The 19,869-nt window shown below is 43.9% G+C and carries 17 protein-coding genes and 1 tRNA gene; 3 read left to right on the top strand and 15 right to left on the bottom strand.

The window, feature by feature from the left end; translation table 11 throughout:
• Positions 1 to 49: 49 nt before the first annotated feature.
• The 3 genes from fabV to NB504_RS15645 all read right to left on the bottom strand — a co-directional run bounded on the left by fabV (position 50) and on the right by NB504_RS15645 (position 4,394).
• Positions 50 to 1,252: an enoyl-ACP reductase FabV gene (gene fabV, locus NB504_RS15655; protein WP_026028134.1), complete on the bottom strand. Its 1,203-nt coding sequence runs from the start codon at positions 1,250 to 1,252 to the stop codon at positions 50 to 52.
• Between the two features lie 177 nt (positions 1,253 to 1,429).
• Positions 1,430 to 3,712: an acyl-CoA dehydrogenase gene (locus NB504_RS15650; protein ID WP_026028135.1), complete on the bottom strand. Its 2,283-nt coding sequence runs from the start codon at positions 3,710 to 3,712 to the stop codon at positions 1,430 to 1,432.
• 55 nt (positions 3,713 to 3,767) lie between these two features.
• A complete protein-coding gene (locus tag NB504_RS15645; protein ID WP_010319039.1) occupies positions 3,768 to 4,394 on the bottom strand; it encodes a TetR/AcrR family transcriptional regulator in 627 nt (208 codons plus the stop codon).
• A 448-nt stretch (positions 4,395 to 4,842) separates the two neighbouring features.
• On the opposite strand from NB504_RS15645, the gene NB504_RS15640 reads away from it, so the two are divergent.
• On the top strand, positions 4,843 to 5,736 hold the full coding sequence (locus NB504_RS15640; RefSeq protein ID WP_088732599.1) for a pyridoxal-phosphate dependent enzyme: 894 nt from the start codon (positions 4,843 to 4,845) through the stop codon (positions 5,734 to 5,736).
• 28 nt (positions 5,737 to 5,764) lie between these two features.
• Positions 5,765 to 6,019, top strand: a complete 255-nt coding sequence (locus NB504_RS15635; RefSeq protein ID WP_258429263.1) for a YnjH family protein — start codon at positions 5,765 to 5,767, stop codon at positions 6,017 to 6,019.
• Positions 6,020 to 6,030: 11 nt separating this feature from the next.
• Here NB504_RS15635 and NB504_RS15630 read toward each other — a convergent pair whose 3' ends face one another.
• The 6 genes from NB504_RS15630 to NB504_RS15605 all read right to left on the bottom strand — a co-directional run bounded on the left by NB504_RS15630 (position 6,031) and on the right by NB504_RS15605 (position 13,574).
• Positions 6,031 to 7,482, bottom strand: coding sequence for an NAD-dependent succinate-semialdehyde dehydrogenase (locus NB504_RS15630; RefSeq protein WP_258429262.1), 1,452 nt, complete (start codon positions 7,480 to 7,482; stop codon positions 6,031 to 6,033).
• 153 nt (positions 7,483 to 7,635) lie between these two features.
• Positions 7,636 to 8,976, bottom strand: a complete 1,341-nt coding sequence (locus NB504_RS15625) for a GGDEF domain-containing protein (protein WP_088732602.1) — start codon at positions 8,974 to 8,976, stop codon at positions 7,636 to 7,638.
• Positions 8,973 to 10,007, bottom strand: a complete 1,035-nt coding sequence (locus tag NB504_RS15620) for an ABC transporter substrate-binding protein (protein ID WP_019280927.1) — start codon at positions 10,005 to 10,007, stop codon at positions 8,973 to 8,975. The genes NB504_RS15625 and NB504_RS15620 overlap by 4 nt, the downstream gene beginning before the upstream one ends.
• 188 nt (positions 10,008 to 10,195) lie before the next feature.
• A tRNA-Ser gene (locus tag NB504_RS15615) sits at positions 10,196 to 10,283 on the bottom strand.
• A 168-nt stretch (positions 10,284 to 10,451) separates the two neighbouring features.
• Positions 10,452 to 10,901 (bottom strand): L-alanine exporter AlaE, encoded by a 450-nt coding sequence (locus tag NB504_RS15610; RefSeq protein ID WP_017042265.1) that lies wholly within the window; start codon positions 10,899 to 10,901, stop codon positions 10,452 to 10,454.
• 237 nt (positions 10,902 to 11,138) lie between these two features.
• Positions 11,139 to 13,574 (bottom strand): hybrid sensor histidine kinase/response regulator, encoded by a 2,436-nt coding sequence (locus NB504_RS15605; protein ID WP_013856581.1) that lies wholly within the window; start codon positions 13,572 to 13,574, stop codon positions 11,139 to 11,141.
• Positions 13,575 to 13,723: 149 nt separating this feature from the next.
• Between NB504_RS15605 and NB504_RS15600 the strand changes: the two genes are divergently transcribed.
• Positions 13,724 to 14,305: a UPF0149 family protein gene (locus tag NB504_RS15600; RefSeq protein ID WP_017045210.1), complete on the top strand. Its 582-nt coding sequence runs from the start codon at positions 13,724 to 13,726 to the stop codon at positions 14,303 to 14,305.
• Between the two features lie 112 nt (positions 14,306 to 14,417).
• On the opposite strand, the gene nadA is transcribed toward NB504_RS15600, so the two are convergent.
• The 6 genes from nadA to tolR form a co-directional block, all read right to left on the bottom strand.
• Positions 14,418 to 15,479 carry a quinolinate synthase NadA gene (gene nadA / locus NB504_RS15595; protein ID WP_026028138.1) on the bottom strand — a complete coding sequence of 354 codons (1,062 nt, stop codon included), beginning with the start codon at positions 15,477 to 15,479 and terminating at the stop codon, positions 14,418 to 14,420.
• Positions 15,480 to 15,613: 134 nt separating this feature from the next.
• The gene (gene ybgF, locus NB504_RS15590) at positions 15,614 to 16,390 is read right to left on the bottom strand and encodes a tol-pal system protein YbgF (protein ID WP_017048054.1); all 777 of its coding nucleotides are present in this window, start codon (positions 16,388 to 16,390) and stop codon (positions 15,614 to 15,616) included.
• Positions 16,391 to 16,405: 15 nt separating this feature from the next.
• Positions 16,406 to 16,945 carry a peptidoglycan-associated lipoprotein Pal gene (gene pal, locus NB504_RS15585; protein WP_013856577.1) on the bottom strand — a complete coding sequence of 180 codons (540 nt, stop codon included), beginning with the start codon at positions 16,943 to 16,945 and terminating at the stop codon, positions 16,406 to 16,408.
• Between the two features lie 30 nt (positions 16,946 to 16,975).
• Positions 16,976 to 18,313, bottom strand: a complete 1,338-nt coding sequence (tolB, locus tag NB504_RS15580) for a Tol-Pal system beta propeller repeat protein TolB (protein WP_405054820.1) — start codon at positions 18,311 to 18,313, stop codon at positions 16,976 to 16,978.
• Positions 18,314 to 18,340: 27 nt separating this feature from the next.
• Complete coding sequence (tolA, locus tag NB504_RS15575; RefSeq protein WP_258429256.1) at positions 18,341 to 19,411, bottom strand: cell envelope integrity protein TolA; 1,071 nt, start codon at positions 19,409 to 19,411, stop codon at positions 18,341 to 18,343.
• Positions 19,412 to 19,423: 12 nt separating this feature from the next.
• A complete protein-coding gene (gene tolR, locus NB504_RS15570; RefSeq protein ID WP_094127162.1) occupies positions 19,424 to 19,867 on the bottom strand; it encodes a protein TolR in 444 nt (147 codons plus the stop codon).
• Positions 19,868 to 19,869 lie beyond the last annotated feature (2 nt).

Genomic DNA, 19,869 nt, shown 5'->3' with positions numbered 1-19,869 from the left:
AGACCTTTGAGATTAGAACATCTTATTGTGTCACTGTGACATCAATAGATTAGATATCAATTACATCGAATGCCACTTCAGTATCGACATCGGCTTCGTAATCAACGCCATCAACACCAAAACCGAATAACTTCAAGAATTCTTCTTTGTATTCAACGTAATCCGTCAGCTCTTTTAGGTTTTCAGTAGTGATCTGTGGCCAAAGCTCACGGCAATGCTTTTGAATATCTTCACGCAGTTCCCAGTCATCCAGACGCAGACGATTTTGCTCATCTACTTCCGGCGCACTACCGTCTTCTTTATAAAGACGTTGGCTAAACATGCGATAGATCTGTTCAATACATCCTTCATGTACACCTTGCTCACGCATTTTCTTAAACACCATTGCGATGTAAAGAGGCATAACAGGAATAGCTGAACTGGCTTGAGTAACAACCGATTTAAGAACGGCCACATTAGCCGTACCGCCTAATACAGAAAGCTGTTCATTCAGTGCCGATGCGGCGCGGTCTAAATCCATCTTCGCTTTACCTAGCGCACCATCCCAATAGATTGGCCAAGTTAGCTCAGTACCGATATAGCTATAAGCCACGGTTTTACACCCTTGGGCCAATACGCCAGCTTCAGCAAGTGCATGGATCCATAGCTCCCAATCTTGACCGCCCATAACCGTTACCGTGTCTGCAATTTCCTGCTCAGTTGCAGGTTCAACACTGGCTTCAATGATGATGTCTTTATTGGTATCAACCGCTGTCGCGGTGTATGTTTGGCCAATCGGTTTTAATGATGAGCGAATCAGTTCGCCAGTTTCAGGTAACTTACGCACTGGTGAAGCAAGCGAGTAAACCACCATATCAATTTGACCTAAGTCTTGTTTGATTAGCTCGATCGCTTTCTGTTTTGCTTGGTGAGAAAATGCATCACCATTTAGGCTTTTAGCATACAAACCCGCCTCGTGAGCAAGCTTGTCAAACGCGGCTGCGTTATAAAAACCGGCGGTGCCTGGTTTTTTGTCCGTGCCCGGTTTTTCAAAGAAAACACCGATGGTCGCAGCACCTCCACCAAAAGCGGCGGTAATACGAGACGAAAGGCCGTAGCCACTGGATGAGCCTACAACAAGTACACGTTTCGGTGCATTTTTGATAGGGCCTTGTGCTTTGGTGTAAGCAATTTGTTCTTTTACATTAGCTTCACAACCCACAGGGTGCGTTGTCGTACAGATAAATCCACGAATTTTAGGTTTGATGATCATATTCAACTTCCTTCAAAAATCTCCGCTAGGATAAAAGTTTCGCTCGAAGATCTCACCCTATTTCTTTAAAAACAGGCAGAAATTGCAAGTGGTTGGATCTCTCGTGGCTCAAAAAATCAGGGCACCCGACTAGGATGCCCTGATATATGGTCACACTTTTAGTAACGATATTCGCGACTAAGCAACATGATTAAGCTTTGGCTTTCCCGGCTTATTGGTCATCACCTCGCTCAAGTCATGGCTAAAGTGATCAACTTGAATCGCTTTATAACGCAGTTTGTCTGCGGCCAAAATTTGGTCTACTTCAGTTTGAGTCAACACATTTTCGCTTAAGGCTTGAGCCAATCGCTCAGTCAGGGCACCTTTACGCGCAATTTTACCCTCTTTGGCTGCGCGGAACAGCTTGCGCTCAAGTGCACTGATACCATACATCGCCAAAAACGCTTTTTCCATCAAGCCAACGCTATCGTCTTCCTCTGGCCCAATGTAACAAAGATGAGTGAGACGATCTCGATGTGCTCCAGGAGTCATTAAGCTTTCCGCCAGTTTGACCGACAGCTCATCGCTAGGTTTGTCATAATGGTTGCCCAAAGGGAAGACCAACACTTTAAGTAAGCGCCCAACCACTTTGTTGGGGAAGTTGCTGTACGCCTCTTGCAAAGATTTAGCCGCGTGGTACAAACAATACTGCACCGCGTAGTGCACGTAATCTAAATCCGTTTGTTGGCGGCCTTCATCTTCATACTTTTTCAAGGTCGCTGAAGCCATGTACAGATAACTCAAACCATCACCTAAACGCGCTGAGATCATCTCTTTACGTTTAAGATCGCCACCTAGCGTCAACATAGCGAAATCGGCACTCACGGCAAGTGCTCGGCTAATGCGCGTCAACTGTTGGTAATACGCTTTTGTTGGGCCGCTCATCTGCGCTTTGACAAAGCGCGAACCCGTTAATGCAGCACCGAGCGCCCCAAAGGTATTTTTGGTCGCGTGGCTAATGTGCTTAAACAACAGCTTATCGAAATCTTTTGCGCCTTGCTCTGTATCAGGATTAGCCGCCGCTTCCATCTCTTTCAAAACATAAGGGTGACAACGAGTGGCACCTTGGCCAAAGATCATCAAATTGCGAGTTAGGATATTGGCCCCTTCAACCGTAATTGCGACCGGTATACCGAGATAATGTGTTCCGAGGTAGTTCATTGGCCCATCTTGAATCGCTCGACCTGAGTGAATATCCATCGAATCATTTAAAATTGTGCGCGCAATTTCTGTCATATGGTATTTGGCAATGGCGGTTACTATACCCGGCTTTTCTTTCAAATCGAGTGAGGTTGTGGTTAAGGTTCGTGTCGCTTCAAGCAAATAAGTTAAGCCACCGATACGACCTAGCGCTTCAGCTACCCCTTCAAATTTACCAATCGACATGCCAAATTGCTTGCGCACATAAGCGTATGCACCTGTCGTGCGCGAAGTTAAGTGACCAATCGCCGTACCAAGTGCGGGTAATGAAATACCACGCCCTGCCGACAAACATTCCACCAGCATGCGCCAGCCTTTACCCGCATAGTCAGCACCACCGATGAGCCAATCCATCGGGATGAAAACATCTTGACCACGCGTTGGGCCGTTCATAAACGCAAGGCCGAGTGGATCGTGTCGCTCGCCAATTTCCACGCCTTTGTGATTAGCAGGGATCAGCGCGCAGGTAATACCGATATCGAGCTTATCGCCTAGAAGTTTTTCAGGATCACTGAGTTTGAAAGCTAGGCCTAGCACAGTTGCAACCGGAGCCAGCGTGATATAACGCTTATTCCAACTGAGTTTAATCCCAAGGACTTCTTTGCCCTCGTGCTTGCCGTAACACACCACGCCTTGATCAGGAATGCCGCCAGCATCGGAGCCTGCTTCTGGCCCTGTCAGCGCAAAACAAGGGATATCCGTACCGTCAGCTAAGCGAGGAAGCCAGTAGTCTTTCTGTTGTTGTGTACCGTAGTGAGAGAGAAGCTCTCCCGGGCCAAGCGAGTTTGGCACCATCACTGTAACAGCGGTACTGATACTGCGCGTCGCAATCCGTGACACTATGGTGGAATTGGCGAGTGCGGAAAATTCACGACCACCGTAGGCCTTTGAAATAATCAAAGAGAAGAAACGCTCTTTACGCAGAAACGTCCACACTTCCGCTGGCAAGTCGCGATCTTCTTTCACGATTTTATGGTCATCTAACATAGACAGCAGCGTTTCCAACTCATTATCAATGAAAGATTGCTCTTCATCTGACAAGGTTGGTTTTGGGTAATGATGCAGCTTGGTAAAGTCTGGACGACCTGAAAACAGTTCACCATCCCACCAAACGCTGCCCGCTTCCATCGCCTCTTTTTCTGTCTCCGATAACGGAGGCAAAACTTGCTTAAACAGTTTAAAGGCGGGGTCGCTTATCCATTTTCTTCGTAGAGAGCTCATGATCAGATCCTTTTGTTCGCTTGGATTGTTACTTCTTATAATAGATTTAATTGGGTTAATCAGCCGCAACGCCGGCGGCTAAATAAGGAATAAGTAAGTCAACGACGGCTTTGGCATCCACTTGGTTGCCAAAATCACTTTCGGCAATCTCAGCCAATGCTTGGCTCGACGCCATGGTAAAAACACACGTGCCTAGCGTGAAGTGCAAACGCCAGAATAGAGTTTCAGGCGTCAGTTTTGGGTTCGCCTTCATCACTGACTGAGTAAACAGTGACAATACATCGCTGTAGCGTGTGGTGATAAACCAACGCAAATGACCTTGCACATCGGTATAGCCGCGACCAATCAACAACATAAAACGGCTGGTACCGTTGGGCCTAACATCATTCAACGCACGTAATGGTGTACGCAATGACTCAAACACTTCCGACATTTGATATTCATCTTGGGAGTTTAACTCCTGCAGCGCTTGTTGAACGGCAGGCATAAATGCTTCTAAATAACGATTCAACACTGCACGCACTAACGTTTTCTTATCACCAAAATGGTAGTTAACCGAGGCTAGATTTACTCCAGCTTTGCTGGTGATAGCTCGTAACGATGTATCGTTGAAGCCATGTTCAGCAAACAATCCCTCTGCAACATCTAGGATTTTTTCTTTGGTACTACTTCTTGGTGCCATTTCAATCACTCGTATCAAACAGGTGTTTGAAATATACTATCGACACAATTGATTAACAAGCAATTAACATCACATTTTTACGAAATGATCGGAGCTGAAGAGTAAAATAGAAGTAAGCTAATGAAAGATAAATATTTTAAAAATAAATTGAAAAAAATGGCTTTGAGATGGAACTGATTGTGAAATGCTCAGTCTCAATAAGTGTAGTTAGCAGAGCATTAAGAATTTTACAGGCCGTCAAATTTTTCTTCTTACTGTAACTACCGATATGCTGCTTTTTCTTATTAACTCCTATGTTTATTTGTATCCGCCCAGCGCCTTTTGCTCTGGGCTTTTTTTTTGCCACATGAGAGGCAAAGCAGTAACTGACGAGCGATAAAATCGGCCAACACTGCAATTTTTACTCAGGTCAGTATATACTACGGCCCTTTTCTGCTCGAAAATCATCATGAAACTGTCTGACACCCCCATAACGCAACATACTTTTGCCAATAACCGCTTCTATTTAAAACGTGATGATCAACTTCACAGCCATTTTTCCGGAAATAAAGCGCGTAAGTTCATGGCGTTATTGGATAGCGATCTCCCCGGCATCAACACTTTAATCAGCTATGGTTCGGCGCAATCGAATGCTCTCTATTCTCTGGCAGCTCTTGCGCGCATTAAAGGGTGGAAATTTGAGTTTTATGTAGACCACATTCCAACGTGGTTACAACAAAGGCCGATTGGCAACTATCGTGGTGCACTGGATTTAGGAGCGCACATCATCGAAGTTAGCCCCATCAATATAATGGCCCCCGAGCAGTATATTGATACGATCCGCCAGCCTGATGCTTCATGCTTAGTCGTACCGGAAGGCGGTCGCTCAAAGATGGCCGAAACGGGCATTAAGCAGTTGGCTCTAGAAATTCTCAACTGGATGAGAATGGAGACAAAAACGCAATTCGTCGTTGCGTTGCCCTCCGGGACAGGAACCACTGCGATCTACCTGCAAAAATATCTAAAACCGCACGACATTGAGGTTCTGACCTGTGCTTGTGTAGGGGGAAATGACTACCTCATCCAACAATTTGACGAGCTTGAAGAGCGCCAGTACCCTACGATTATATCTACAGAGAAAAAGCATCACTTTGGACGATTGTACGAAGCCGATTATCGGATGTGGCAAAATCTACTTGAGCAGACTCATGTGGAATTTGATCTGTTGTATGACCCTATGATGTGGCAATGTTTGTTACCTTGGATGGAAGCTCATCCAGAAAAAACGGTGATTTATATTCATCAAGGTGGGTTACTGGGCAATGAAAGTATGCTGCCCCGCTATCAGCGGCAATTTGATTAACTACCTCACTATAAATAGGAGATACACCATGCTGAAGTGCTGTGTTTGGTTATTATTGATTGCTCCTAGCTTTGGCTACACGAAAGTAATCAATACCGCTTCGCTACCGGTTGTGGTGGCTACAGAAGGTAAAGCTTTGCAACGTGTTTGCTATTATAAGGACCAAGCTTATTCTATCGGTGCAGTGATTCAAGTCGGTGAGCTGTATATGATCTGCCAAGAGGCCAATGATTTTGAAACCAATGGCCCCTTAAGATGGGTGTTACTGACTCAACAAAAATAGTGAGAGGAGGATTAGTTTAAGCCTCCCATTAGGGTGTATTTCACTTCCAAATATTCGTCTAACCCCTGCTTTGCTCCCTCGCGGCCAAGACCTGACTCTTTGATGCCACCAAACGGTGCGACTGTAGTTGATATCAAACCTTCGTTAATACCAACAATGCCGACTTCCAGTGTCTCACTCAATCGCCAAGCCCGAGCCAATGACTGCGTATAGCAGTATGCAGCTAATCCAGAATCCGTGTGGTTTGCACGTTCAATCACTTCCTCTTCGTGAGAGAAACGGAACAAAGGTGCAAGTGGGCCAAAGGTTTCTTCTTGAGCCACCAACATCTCTTCTGTCATCTCAGTTAATACGTGAGGCTCAAACAAACGGCTACCGGCTTGAGGCAGAGTGCCATATTGCACTAAAGCGCCTTGCGCGGTGGCATCCGCAATATGTAATTTGACTTTAGCCACCGCCGCATCATTGATTAAAGGCCCCATTGTTACGCCCGATTCCAACCCATTTCCCACAATCAGCTTGCTGACTTTATCAACCAATTTTTTAACAAATTTATCGTACACGCCCTCTTGCACATAGATTCGATTGGCACAGACACAAGTTTGACCAGCGTTACGAAACTTCGCCACCATCACACCCTCTACGGCGGCATTAATGTCGGCATCATCAAACACAATAAAAGGGGCATTACCACCCAGCTCGAGCGACAACTTTTTAATGTTGTGCGCGCACTGTGCCATTAATATTTTCCCCACTCCTGTTGAGCCAGTAAATGAGAGTTTGCGTACCACTTTGCTGCTGGTTAATTGCTGCCCGATTGCGATTGCCTCTCCGGTCAGCACTTGCAATAAGCCAGCGGGAAGCCCAGCACGATGCGCCAATTCCGCCAAAGCAAGAGCCGTAAAAGGCGTATCTGGTGCTGGTTTGAGTACCATTGCGCACCCAGCCGCAATCGCTGGAGCACATTTACGAGTCACCATAGCCGCAGGGAAATTCCAAGGCGTGATCGCAGCAACCACACCAATAGGTTCTTTCGATACCAGTATTCTTGCATCCGCTTTATGACTCGGGACAAGCTCACCATAAGCTCGTTTTGCCTCTTCGGCATACCATTCGACAAAGCTGGCAGCATAGCTGATCTCGCCTTTCGCTTCCGCTAAAGGTTTGCCTTGCTCGTTGGTTAAAATCAGTGCCAGATCATCGCTGTGTTCAACAATCAATTCATACCAAGATCTAAGCACTCTCGCTTTGTCCGCCGCTGGCTGTTTTTTCCACAGTTTCTGCGCAAGCTCTGCACCCTCAATCGCTTGTTGAACTTGCGCACTATCTAGCTGCGGAATCGTTCCAATCAGAGTGCCATCATAAGGGTTGTAAACGGTTGAGGTGAGCGAGTTGGATGCGCAAACCCATTGACCATTGAGATAACATTGTTGTTTAAAAAGTTGAGGATCACGAAGCTGCATGACGATGCTCCTAGCGATAAATAAGGGGGGGGAGAGAACAGGGTAAAAGGAAACTGAGTCAGGTTCAATTGATAAACGGTATTATTCAGGGATTGCGACTATCTACTCATGCATAAGCCTCGACCCAGCCGCTTCCCATGCAGAAAAATGGCGTTAACTCACCACGTCTTCCACTGTAAAAACTCCCCTTAAGGGATCAATGTTTTGACAATAAGTGTTACCAACCACCTCTTTCGCTTGATACATCGCCTCATCAGCTAAGGCCATTAAATGGTGCATACTATTGGTTTGTAAGGGGAAGTAGCTGATACCGACACTAACACCAACGGTTAGGCTTTGCCCTTCAAACTCAATGGGCAGCCCTAAGCATTTGATGATTTGTTTGACTTTCTCTGCGACAAAGTCGTACTCATCAATCAGATCGAGGCACACTACAAATTCATCGCCTCCAAGCCTTGCCGCAAAATCAGATTGGCGGATACTGGCCTCTAAGCGAATCGCGATTTGCTTTAAAATTTCATCTCCCGCGCAGTGGCCTTGAGTGTCGTTGATGGTTTTGAAATTGTCCAAATCAATGAAAAGCAGCGCTAACTTCACCTTAGTCCTGTTGGCTTTAATAATGGCGTTATCCAACAACTTTTCAAACGCTCGCCGATTAAGTAACCCCGTCAACGAATCATGTTCAGATAGAAACTGAAGCTGATCTTTTTGAATTTTTAACTCTGAGGTTTGTCGCTCAACCTCTAATTGCAATTCATCTTTTGTCACGGTTGTCGTTTTTAGTGAGACCTTCATATGGTTAAAAAAGTCAGCCAAAGCTACAAATTCAATATCCAGATTAACTGGTTCAATCTTGCTTTCAAGGTCACCATACGTCAAAGCTAGGATACCTTGTTTAATTGACGCAAACCCTCTTTTGAAACGTTTCAAAATCAACCACGCAATGCCACTCACTAAGATTGAAAAAAATAATATTTTCAGTGCACTCAACATCAAGGTCATTTGTTGGCTCTCAATGCTTTTTGCTAAGACTGATTTTTGTAAGTAAAACAACTCTTCAGTCATATTTTGCACGAGCATATTGTAACGTGAATGTAGCAGCCCTTTTGCGCTGATTAGAGAGTTGCTTTTTGCTTCAGCATCTTGATGAGTAAGCTTTTTTTCTTGTTGCAGTAAGACGGCAAGGCTAGTATTCATGCGTTGTAAGTTTTCGATATGTTTGCCCATCATCTTATGATTAAGCAGTCTCTTGGAGAGGCTTTGCTGAGCAATATCAACCTGGTCCAAACTTGATACATCAGAATACTGCAGGAAAATCCAAAGTTGGCTACGCAACAAATCCACACTCAATTGGATCTGCATAATATCTTCTAGATCTTTTTTTGTTTGCTCTTGTTCTTTAAGTAAGCCCCACAGAGAAAAAGTGATCAAAAGGATTAGAAATGCCGTGGATGCGAACAATAATGTCAATTTACGTACAATCGAACTGATCATTTTATCGATACCTTAGTACGTAGCACTTCCTCGATCGGCTTGGAAGCAAGCACTGTCCGAAAATCCGGCTTGTCGCCCGTAACCATACCAGCCTCAATCGCCCATCTTGCTTGAAGCTGTAAGTTAGATAAAAGTGCATTACCTAACGACAAACGAAATACATAATCATTCCAAGACCACTCGAGTTGGGGTAACGGAATATTTAAGGCCTGTGCAATCACCTCTCTCGATTGTTCAGGATTGAGGTTAATCCATTCATTAGCCTCTTTTAATGCGCGTAATATTGCCACTATCTCGTCATGCGCCTCTTCGACGGTTGCTTTCATCGAAAGTAAATTAAACGACAAATGATAAATACCAGATAGCCCAAGGTTCAATACATCGGATGGTGCAGAGGTTTCAGTTTTATAACCGTAAGGTTCCCAAACAGAAATAGCATCAACTTGTGAGGAGAATAATGAGTCATTTAGCGCTTCTGGTGGTAAATAGACTTTTTCAACAGCCATCTCTTTCAGGTCACTGGCAATCAACAATGAATCAAAGTAAAACTCACTGGCACTCGCCTTAACGATGCCTACTTTTTTACCTTCCAAGTCACTCAGGTTAACAATGCCTAATCGCTCTAACGTGAGCAGCTTTAAATCGTTATCTGACTCAACAAAACTGGTTAATAGTGCAAAATCATTACGCTGGAAAAGCTTAAACATAACCACCGACTCAGAGGCAGTCGCATAGTCTACATTCCCACTAAACAAAGCTTGAGAACAGGCCACACCTCCAGAACAGGGCACGAGTTCGACATTCACCCCTTGTTGTTCAAAAAAACCCAAACTGTCGGCAATAATAAAGGAGGAAGAGAGTGGCGTTTGCGAAACCGCTATTCTTACTGCTTTACGCTCTTCAACACGGCTAGCATCATAAAAATGACCAAGTTGCCTATTAAAAATAGCAATAGTGACTACCAATACAACAATAGCCACTGCAACTTTATGAAAGGTCTGAGCTTTGTGCTTTTTCGTAACCATAGCCAATAAGTGAAATTAGTTTTATATATGACAGTTTAGCTCTGAATTGGAATTATTTTTGAGTGAATGGCTATTTAATAACTTTTAGCAGGGGATGCATTGAGATTGTTTAGATTAAACAGTGAGTTAAGCTTGAGTTAACATGGTATTTTACGCACAAAAAAACCGTAGACGATCGTCTACGGTTTAGAATATGGCGGTGAGCAAGAGATTCGAACTCTCGATACGTTGCCGTATACACACTTTCCAGGCGTGCTCCTTAAGCCACTCGGACAACTCACCAAATTATATTGTGGTTAGCGCATTTGGCTAACGAGGCGCTAATTTAATGATTCTATAGGATTAGGTCAAGCCAAAATAATAAAAAAGCCCACCACTTTGGTTCGTTTGACTACTTATTGACTTATTTGATGAAATTCAATACAAGCCTTTCTTCAGTGAGTGTCACGGTTAGGCGCTACGATGATAACCAGGGACACGGAACCAACGGCGGCACATATCTAAAAAATAGCCATAGAGAACGCCCATTCCACACGACACAATGGCATTGCTTGATACTGCGGTTATGATCTGCTCTGTAGATGCGCCTACAGCCCATAGAATGGCGGCATAGACCGGAGATTGAAATAGAACGTAAGCAACCAAATCCGAGACATTCTTCATTAAGCCAGTCTCAGACCATTGACGTCCCTGGCGCAGAATAAAGTCACGAAATACGCCATAAGGCCATGCTATTGCGATATTAACTGGGATAGACAGTGTACGTGATGCTAGCGACTGTTCGAAGGTCATTCCAGAGATGAAAATTTCAATGATCATGCCTGATATAAAACAAAAAACAACCATTGCAAATGTGTCCGCCGCAGCATGACGAATACAAAATGGGCCACGAGCTTTCATTACTTCCCTCTACACAATAGATATAACTATTAAATATGCCAATCAGCAATACAGATACCTAGAAAATAACAACAAGCTAGATAATGAGGGAATTAAAACACATATTTTGTAGATTTAGTGACCAATTTTAATTAACTTAGGTAAATTTATAACCAATTTTGAATCGGAAACTAGAATCTAACGCTATTCTTTAAATTCCTGTTACAACGCATTCTTACTAAATCTCAAAATGGTTATTTAATTACAAAAATCGGAAAGCAATACCGTTAGCAAATCGACTTGCTGCTGTGTAGGTAACTGGTGTTTTTCTAAGCTTGTTTGGGTATCGATTAACACTTGATGAATATGAGTATTTTCAATCTCCGGCAACTGTTGTATCAAACGTTGAATCATGGCTAATGCAAGTTCTATGTTTTGATCTTCCACGGCCATATAAAACGTCACCAATGATTCCTCTGCTGAGCCTATCTTTAGCGGCATAGAGGACTCTGGATGATATTGGTACAGTTTTTCGACAAATTGGAAAAGAGCATCATCTAATTCATTGTCATCAATGGGTTTGGTGACAATATAATCAGCGCCGGCCGACAACATTCGTTCACGAGTTTCTTTGAAAACATCAGCAGTACAACCAAAAATGAGCACATTACGTTGCTCCCCAACTAAGATCCGAATCGCAGACACCGCTTCGACGCCATCCATTACGGGCATATGGTTATCCATCAATATCAGGTCATAATTCCCGCCAACAACCGCTTGAATTGCCAATTCACCATTCTCAACACAATCGCATGTAAACCCTTTATTCTTCATAAAGGTTTCGATAATGATAGAGTTGGTCCGGTTATCTTCCACAATGAGAGCTTTCAGTCCTTGGTAATTAAGCTTGCGACGTGGCTTGACTTCAATGGTCCCGGGCGTCGTTGTTTCTATCGCTAGCATAACGTGAAAACTGGTACCAATTCCTAACTCACTGGTTACCGTGACTGTCCCATCCATTAGCTCTACAATTTGTTTTACAATCGCTAAGCCCAACCCCGTTCCACCAAAACGCCTTGTCGTCGATGATTCAGCTTGTTCAAATGGGCGGAATATTTTTTCCTGAGCCTCTTTTGCTATACCTATCCCCGAATCCCGTATCCGAATAGAAAGATACCGTTTATCTTCCATCTGCTGCTCTTTTAGAGTCACTTCGACAAAGCCGTGAGAGGTAAACTTGACCGCATTATTAAGTAAATTAAACAGAATCTGTCTCAATCGTGCTTTATCTGAGTAATACCAGCGATCGTGAACAATATCGCTGTAAATCCTAAACTGCAGTCCTTTTTCATTGCATAAGGTATGGTAAACACTGTTAATACTACCAATCAGTGAATCCAAGGGGAAACGGGTGTTATCAAGTTCTAATCGCCCTTGTTCAATCTTGGAGAAATCGAGAATTTCGTTAAGCAGCACCATCATGTGCTCGCCAGACTCATACAGACTATTAAGGTGTTGCCTCTGTTCTGGGGAAAGCTCTGTTTTCAATAAGATTTGCGCGGTTCCTAAAACACCATTCATTGGAGTTCTGATTTCGTGTGACAGGGTTGCTAAGAAGGCACTTTTGGCTTGAGTGGAAGCTTGAGCTTTCACTTTTTCCGCTTCAAGATAAACGGTTTTTTGGTTAAATGAATCGATAAGCTGGCGGATCTCATCTTGGCTTCGATACGGCATATCAATAATACCGCCCTGTTTAGAATCACTCACTTTTTTGGCGATGATGGTAATCGGTTTGATCACATATTGATTGATCAAGTAATAACCGATCATAACGCAAACTAAAAGGATCGGAATGATACTCCGTTCGACATTCATCACCAGATCAAACACTTCGTCATTCACTAACCGATGGGCATTAATAACATCAACTCGCCATTCAAAATCACCAAAACCGAAATGACTTACGTTAGCTTCTTCACGTATTATAAAATTATGTTCAGTGATCAGGGAGCCCCCCGAATCACTTAAGGATACGCCAAGGTTATAAAGCTCCGCTTGACTGGCAATAAATGTGGCTAACCCCGCCAATGACAGATCGACTGTTGCTACTCCAGCAAATTCACCGTTAACGTAATAGGGCGATGAAGCCGTGATCATCTGAACGTGCGTATAGGCATCAACATAGACTTCTGACCATACCACACTACCGACAGGCTTCTCTTTTACTGCGTTGTACCACTCTTCGTTATCGTAACCATGCGCTTCTTGATTGTTCCAAGAATGCAATTTGTCGACTTGACCGTCAGCGGCTCGATTATAAAACAGGCTACTGTATCGCTGCGATGCATTAATGCTGTAGGGTTTCGGCCATAGCCCACCACTGACGACAACATCATCAAGTATAGTGAACAGCGAAGAGAGCATTCTGTCTTGCTCAGCTTGGTTGGTTGCAGCTTGCCCAAGGCTCACAATGCTTTGGAGCACACCAATAGAACGGTTGAGAGGTTCGCGAATTTGGGCTGATAACACTTCTGCACGAAGATCTAAATTCTGTTTTAATTCAGCTCGTAGTGGCGCTTCGACAACCCAATAAGTAACGGTACCTGTGATCGCAATAAAAAAGCAGAGATAAAAAGAAAGGGCGATAATGCTCTTCTTCTTCAATGAAATAGGTGCTCTCATAAATCCTTTCAATTTTTTCTTTTGTGCAAATTATAGTGAACAATCTCAGCGAGCAATATGTTGATTGTTGTAAAACCTCACTAAAGCCAACAAATTATCAGCAAAATTCGCACATTGTATCGCTTTAAAGTTAAAATGGCTGCAAATACACTCGGCAACTGATGGGATCTGCTGTGAATTTACAAGAACTCCTTACCCAACCCGAACTAGAAGATAAATTGCTTAATGAGGCCAAAACTCAAGGTTTTGTCGCATCCATGGCGTCAGCGCCTAACTTGCTCCCGCCAGAGGAATGGCTCCCTTTTCTATGGGGGGGAGAAGAGATCGCGCCATTTAGCGAAGGCAAACAGCTAGAAACCTATTTCCAACTGATCGTTGAAATGTGGAATGACTATCGCCCTGCTTTGCTCGAAAATCAATGGAGCTGGCCTACTGGTTGCTCACTCGATGAACAAGAAATAGTGACTGAACATGTCCGTGATTTTTGTGAAGGTTTTCTTCAAGGTTGGCAACTTACGCGTGATGATTGGGAAACGTTAATGCCTGAAGATAGCCAAGATAATGCGCTACTTGGGGGCGTGCTCCTTTCGCTGAGTATGCTTTATGATCCTGAGACGTCCTTGGCAACACTTTCCCAACAAGGTATGCAAGGACTCGACCAGTTTGAAGAAATCTATCAGGCCATACCTGTGATGTTGTGTGGCTTAACGCAACGCGGCGCTCAGTTGGCACTAGAGCAATAACTTTGTTTTTGAATAGTTTTATTTTCGAATAACGTTAATTTCAAATCAATTTGCTTGCGATAAAAAAGGCTCTGAATAAGAGCCTTTTTTCATCCACTACCGCCGAAAGGAATTAGGCATTCCCTTTGACTTGCAAATTTAACTGTTCAGCAAAATCCAACATACGGTTTAATGGGATGAGTGATTTCACTCTCACGGCTTCATCGACGAAAATTTCGTGATCTTTACCGCCTTCCATAAGAGCTGACTCAATCGCTCGAAGACCATTCATCGCCATCCAAGGACAATGCGCGCAGCTTCGGCATGTTGCCCCTGCCCCTGCCGTCGGTGCTTCAATCAATTCTTTCTCAGGGACTAACTGCTGCATCTTAAAAAAGATGCCTTTATCGGTCGCCACAATCATTTTCTGTTGAGGTAAGGATTTTGCTGCCTTAATCAACTGGCTTGTAGAGCCTACAGCATCCGCAAGTTCTACCACACTGGCTGGTGATTCTGGATGCACAAGGATGGCTGCATCAGGATACAGTGCTTTCATCTTACGCAATGCATCGGCAGAGAACTCGTCGTGAACTACGCATTCACCTTGCCAAAGCAACATCTTTGCGCCCGTTTTTTTCTCGATGTATGAGCCTAAATGGCGATCTGGCCCCCAAATTATAGGTTTATCTTCCGCATCTAAGTGCTCAACAATATCAAGTGCAATGCTCGATGTAACCACCCAATCGGCACGAGCTTTGACCGCCGCCGATGTGTTTGCATACACAACAACGGTATGATCTGGGTGTGCATCACAAAATTCTGTGAATTTATCGGCAGGACACCCCAGATCCAAAGAGCATTCTGCTTTTAAGGTTGGCATTAAAATGCGTTTTTCAGGGGTTAAGATTTTTGCTGATTCGCCCATAAATCGCACACCAGCGATGATCAATGTACTGGCAGGATGGCGATTACCAAACTTGGCCATCTCTAATGAATCACCAACAAAACCGCCGGTTTCTTCAGCGAGAGCTTGAATTTCAGGATCGGTATAGTAATGCGCAATTAATACAGCATCTTTTTCTTTTAAGAGTTGTTTGATACTTGCTGTATAGGCTTGTTTTTGCTCAACCGTTAGTGGAATGGGCTTTGGCGGAAATGGATAAATAGTTTCAATCGTATCTAATATGTGGCTCATTGCTCTTGCTCTACGCAACTTCCAAGAATCCGAGCATTGTACACCGCACCTAACGAAGGATCAAAAGCGATTCATAAAATAGTGCCGTCGAAGAAAGAGGCCACAAGGCCTCTTTTTATTAACTCAAATTGTTATCAATTCAAATTCTCTTTAGCAACCTTGGCAGACGCACTTGTAGGGTATTCATCCACAACTTGCTGATAATACTTATTTGCTTGCGCAGTATTATTATTGCGCTTGGCAATGTCACCTAACTTAACCAGCGCATCAGCACGTTTATTGGAGTCACTGTAAGTGAGCACGGCGGCAAAACTTTGCGTCGCTTCTTTATCCTGCTTTTTCGCAAAATAGAGCTGCCCTAACCAATAATGGGCATTAGACGCAAAATTAGAATCTGGATAATCTTTTTGAAACTGTTGAAACGCTGCAATAGCACCACTGTAATCCCTTTTCTTCAGGATCAAATCAACCGCATTCTGATAGGCAGTTTGTTCATCAACATTGCTGCTAAACGTTCCTGCAATATCAGTGTCCGTTGTCGGCTGTGACGAACTTGTGGTTGTATTCTTCATTTCGCCACGTACGCGATCTAACTCGATAAAGAGTTCACGCTGACGCTGCAACATTTGCTGCATATCGTAGCTATTACGCTCTAACTGGCCACGTAGTTCGCTGATTTCAAGTGCCATATCATCGAGCTGCTGCTGCATTTTGAGTTGAACGCTATTACGGTTTTCAAGCAGACGTTCAAGACGTTGTACATTAGATTCAGATGATGATTGTTGAGCACGAGATGTGCTTGCTGAAGAGCTATTGCTAAGATCGGATACTGGAGCTGGTGCAGCGAGTACTTGACCCGCTGCACTTGCCAGTAACGTAAGCGTTACAATTCGCTTTAAGTTACTGAACATGAGGCGATTCCTCGATTAGTATACGAGAACCGCGCGGCGGTTCTTCGCATACACTTCTTCAGATTGACCAAGAAGAAGTGGCTTCTCTTCGCCATAGCTAACGATCGAGATTTGGTCAGCTTGTACACCTAGCGCTTGTAGATATTTCGCTACAGCTTGTGCACGACGCTCACCTAGCGCGATGTTATATTCAGGCGTACCACGTTCGTCAGCATGGCCTTCGATGGTAACTTTCATTGCTGAATTTTTGCTTAGGTAAGCTGCGTGTGCAGCAAGCATATCTTCGTAATCACCAGCAATTGTCGCGTTATCAAATGCGAAATAAATGGTTTGAGTTTCACGAAGAGCTTGTTCCTTTAGCTCTTGTTCAGAGAGTTGGCCATTCGCATCAATTGGAGAAACTACAGTTGTATCAACGCTATTTGCTGAACCTGAAGTAGACTGGTTAGTTTGAGTACCAGAAGCGTTTGTCGCTTCATCGCTTGAACTACATGCAGTTACTGCAAGTACTGGTAGCGCAATCAGTAGCCCTTTAAGAACTTTATTAAGTTGCATTTTTTTTCCTTACTTTTTGATACTTACTTGCTATAAAAACGGAGACCACGCAGGAGCCCTAACGCGACCATTTGTTGCCGGTAATCTAGCTTTGAAACGCCCATCTATAGACACCATCGAAAGTACATTCGCTTTGTTATAAATAGAACTGTATATGACCATACCACCATTGGGTGCAATACTTGGAGACTCATCGAGCAAAGTCTTTGTTAGAATTTGCACTGAACCAGTTTCCAAATCTTGTTTCGCCAGATTAAAACCCGAATTACTTCGGTTTACCATGACAAGGAATCGACCATCAGGCGTTATTTGTCCACCTAAATTCTGGCTGCCTTGCCATGTCAGACGATTGGTAGAACCGTCTGATAAATTTACTTGATATATCTGTGGTTTACCACCCCGATCCGAAGTAAATATTAGCGATTTACCATCAGGATGCCAGAACGGTTCTGTATTATTTGATCTGCCACTCGTTATTTGTTTCAGCTTCTTGGTTACCAAGTCCAGAGTATAAACCTGTAAGCTGCCCGTTTTAGACAACACCAAAGCAAGGGTTTTCCCATCTGGCGAGAACCTCGGTGCCCCATTATGGCGTGGGTACGAGGTCACTTTCTCTCTTTCACCAGTATAAATATTCATGATGAATATTTCCGCTTGGCCGTTTTGGAAGCTCACATACGCCAGTTGCTTACCATCAGGTGACCAAGTCGGTGACATCAAAGGCTGTTTTGAACGAAGTACTAAACGTTCATTGTAACCGTCATAGTCAGCAACCCTTAGCTGGTAAGGATATTGTTCATCGTCGTTGACCACCACGTAGGCAATACGAGTGAGAAACGCACCCTTATCACCCGTGAGTTCTTGATAGACCAAATCTGAAATTCGATGCGCATACTCACGCATTCGGTTTGCTGGTACGGTGGCAACTTTATTGAATAAAACATGATCTTTAGAAAGCACCAACTGTCCATCGTTACTTAATGCTTTGCTTTGGCCTTGTGTCAGTTGACCACGCACTACATCTACCAGTTGGTAGTTGATGACATAGTTACCTTCTGCATTTTGCGTAATGCTACCTGTGAGCAAAGCATCAACACCAATACTGGTCCAAGCATCAAACTTCACATCGGTTTCATTGTAAGGCGTTTGTGGCATTTTGCTGGTCGCAATCGGGCTGAATTTACCACTACGTTGCAAATCTGACGCGATCACCGCAGAGACATCCTGCGGTAATTTTGTTTTGCCTTCCCACTTAAACGGTACGATAGCAATCGGCCTTGCTGAATTAATGCCGTCGGTGATCACAAGCTCCAATGCGGCGTTGGCGAGCTGTACACTACTTGCGATGACAAGTAGGCATCCTAACATCAATCGCTTTAACACAAGCTTTTCCTTTTAATTTGGTTCTACAGTTAAATTAATGTCTTTCAATTGATTGACTACATCAAGATCATCTTTGGGCAGCGGAAACGTCCCCACCTGCGCCACAGCACGTTTTGTCGCCGCGCATAACCTTGAGTCACCATCAATAATGCTTAGATTACCGACTATTGCTCCAGTTCCCGTTGGAATGAGCCGTAGGTTCACTTTGCACTGTTTACTTTTAAAACTGTCTTCAATCAGCAAATTTTGTTGAATGAGCTGCACATAAATTTCTCCATATCGCTGAGCTTCACTCATTACAAATTGAGAACGAGCTGAACTATTTTGCTCTGCTTCTGTTTCTAACCCAGAAAAAATGTTATTCAGCGCCGCTTCTTGTTCTTTGCGTTCACGCTCCAATCTCTCTAGACGTGCTTTCTCTTTTTTTGCATTTTCGGCCGCTTTCTTCGCCTCTTGTTCTTTGGCTATTCGCTCTTTCTCGGCTCGCTCTGCTGCTTCTCGCTCTTTACGAGCTTTCTCTTTAGCTTGTTCTGCCTCTTTTTCACGGGCAATGCGTTCTTTTTCCGCTTTTGCAATTTCAGCCTCTTTAGCGATTCGCTCCTGCTCTGCTTTTTTTACCGCTTCTTCTTTTATCTTACGTTCCGTTTCCGCTTTTACCGCCCGCTCTTTTTCTTTACGAGCTCGTTCTTCTGCCACTTTACGCTCTTGTTCTTTTTCGGCACGTTGCTTTTCAGCTTCTCTGGCCGCTTTCGCTTCCTGAGCTTGTTGTTCTTTTAGTTGGCGAATATTCTCTTCTTCCGCCTTGCGGTTTTTTTCCAACTGCTCACTTTCGCGGCGTAACTTATCCAGCCGATCCTGCTCTTTTTTGGCAGCAGCTTCACGCTGGTTACGAATTTGTTGGGCTTGTTTTTGTACCAGTTGTGGATCAATCACCACAGCTTGAACCATCTGCCCTACAGGCTCGGGCTTAGTTAGGCTAAAATCCGAACCCCATAACAAAGCAATGATCAACACTATATGCAAAACAGCCGAGATAATGATGGGCTTTTTGTAATCGCTTTTTTTGGATTTATGATCTTTCATGAACAGTACAAACTATCCTTTAATTTCGGTTAGCAGACCTACTTTTGAAATGCCCGCACGATTCAATTCATCCAGAACCAGTATCACTTCTGCATAAGGCGTTGCAGCATCACCGCCAACCGCAACCGGTGAATCCGGTTTCAACGACAATTCAGCTTTGACTCTAATGATGACATCTTGCAGCGAAAGACCCCGCTCGACTTCCTCATTATTTACGCTCAACCCGAGACGACCTTCTTTATCTATTTCCACGATGATAAAACTACTATCACTGTCGCCTTTCAGATCAGCCGCTGACTTTGAAGTGGTGGTTTTAGGAAGCTCGACATCAACGCCTTGAGTGACAAACGGCGATGTCACCATAAAAATAATCAGCAACACGAGCATAACGTCGATATAAGGGACAACGTTAATCTCAGCTGTCAACTTGCGCTTTTTACGCTGGTAACCCACCATCG

The sequence above is a fragment of the Vibrio sp. RM-69-4 genome (assembly GCF_024743775.1).
In the GTDB taxonomy this organism is placed as follows: Bacteria; Pseudomonadota; Gammaproteobacteria; order Enterobacterales; family Vibrionaceae; genus Vibrio; species Vibrio anguillarum.
The sequence above is the reverse complement of the archived record's forward strand: the minus strand, read 5'-3'. Positions and strand labels throughout refer to the sequence as shown.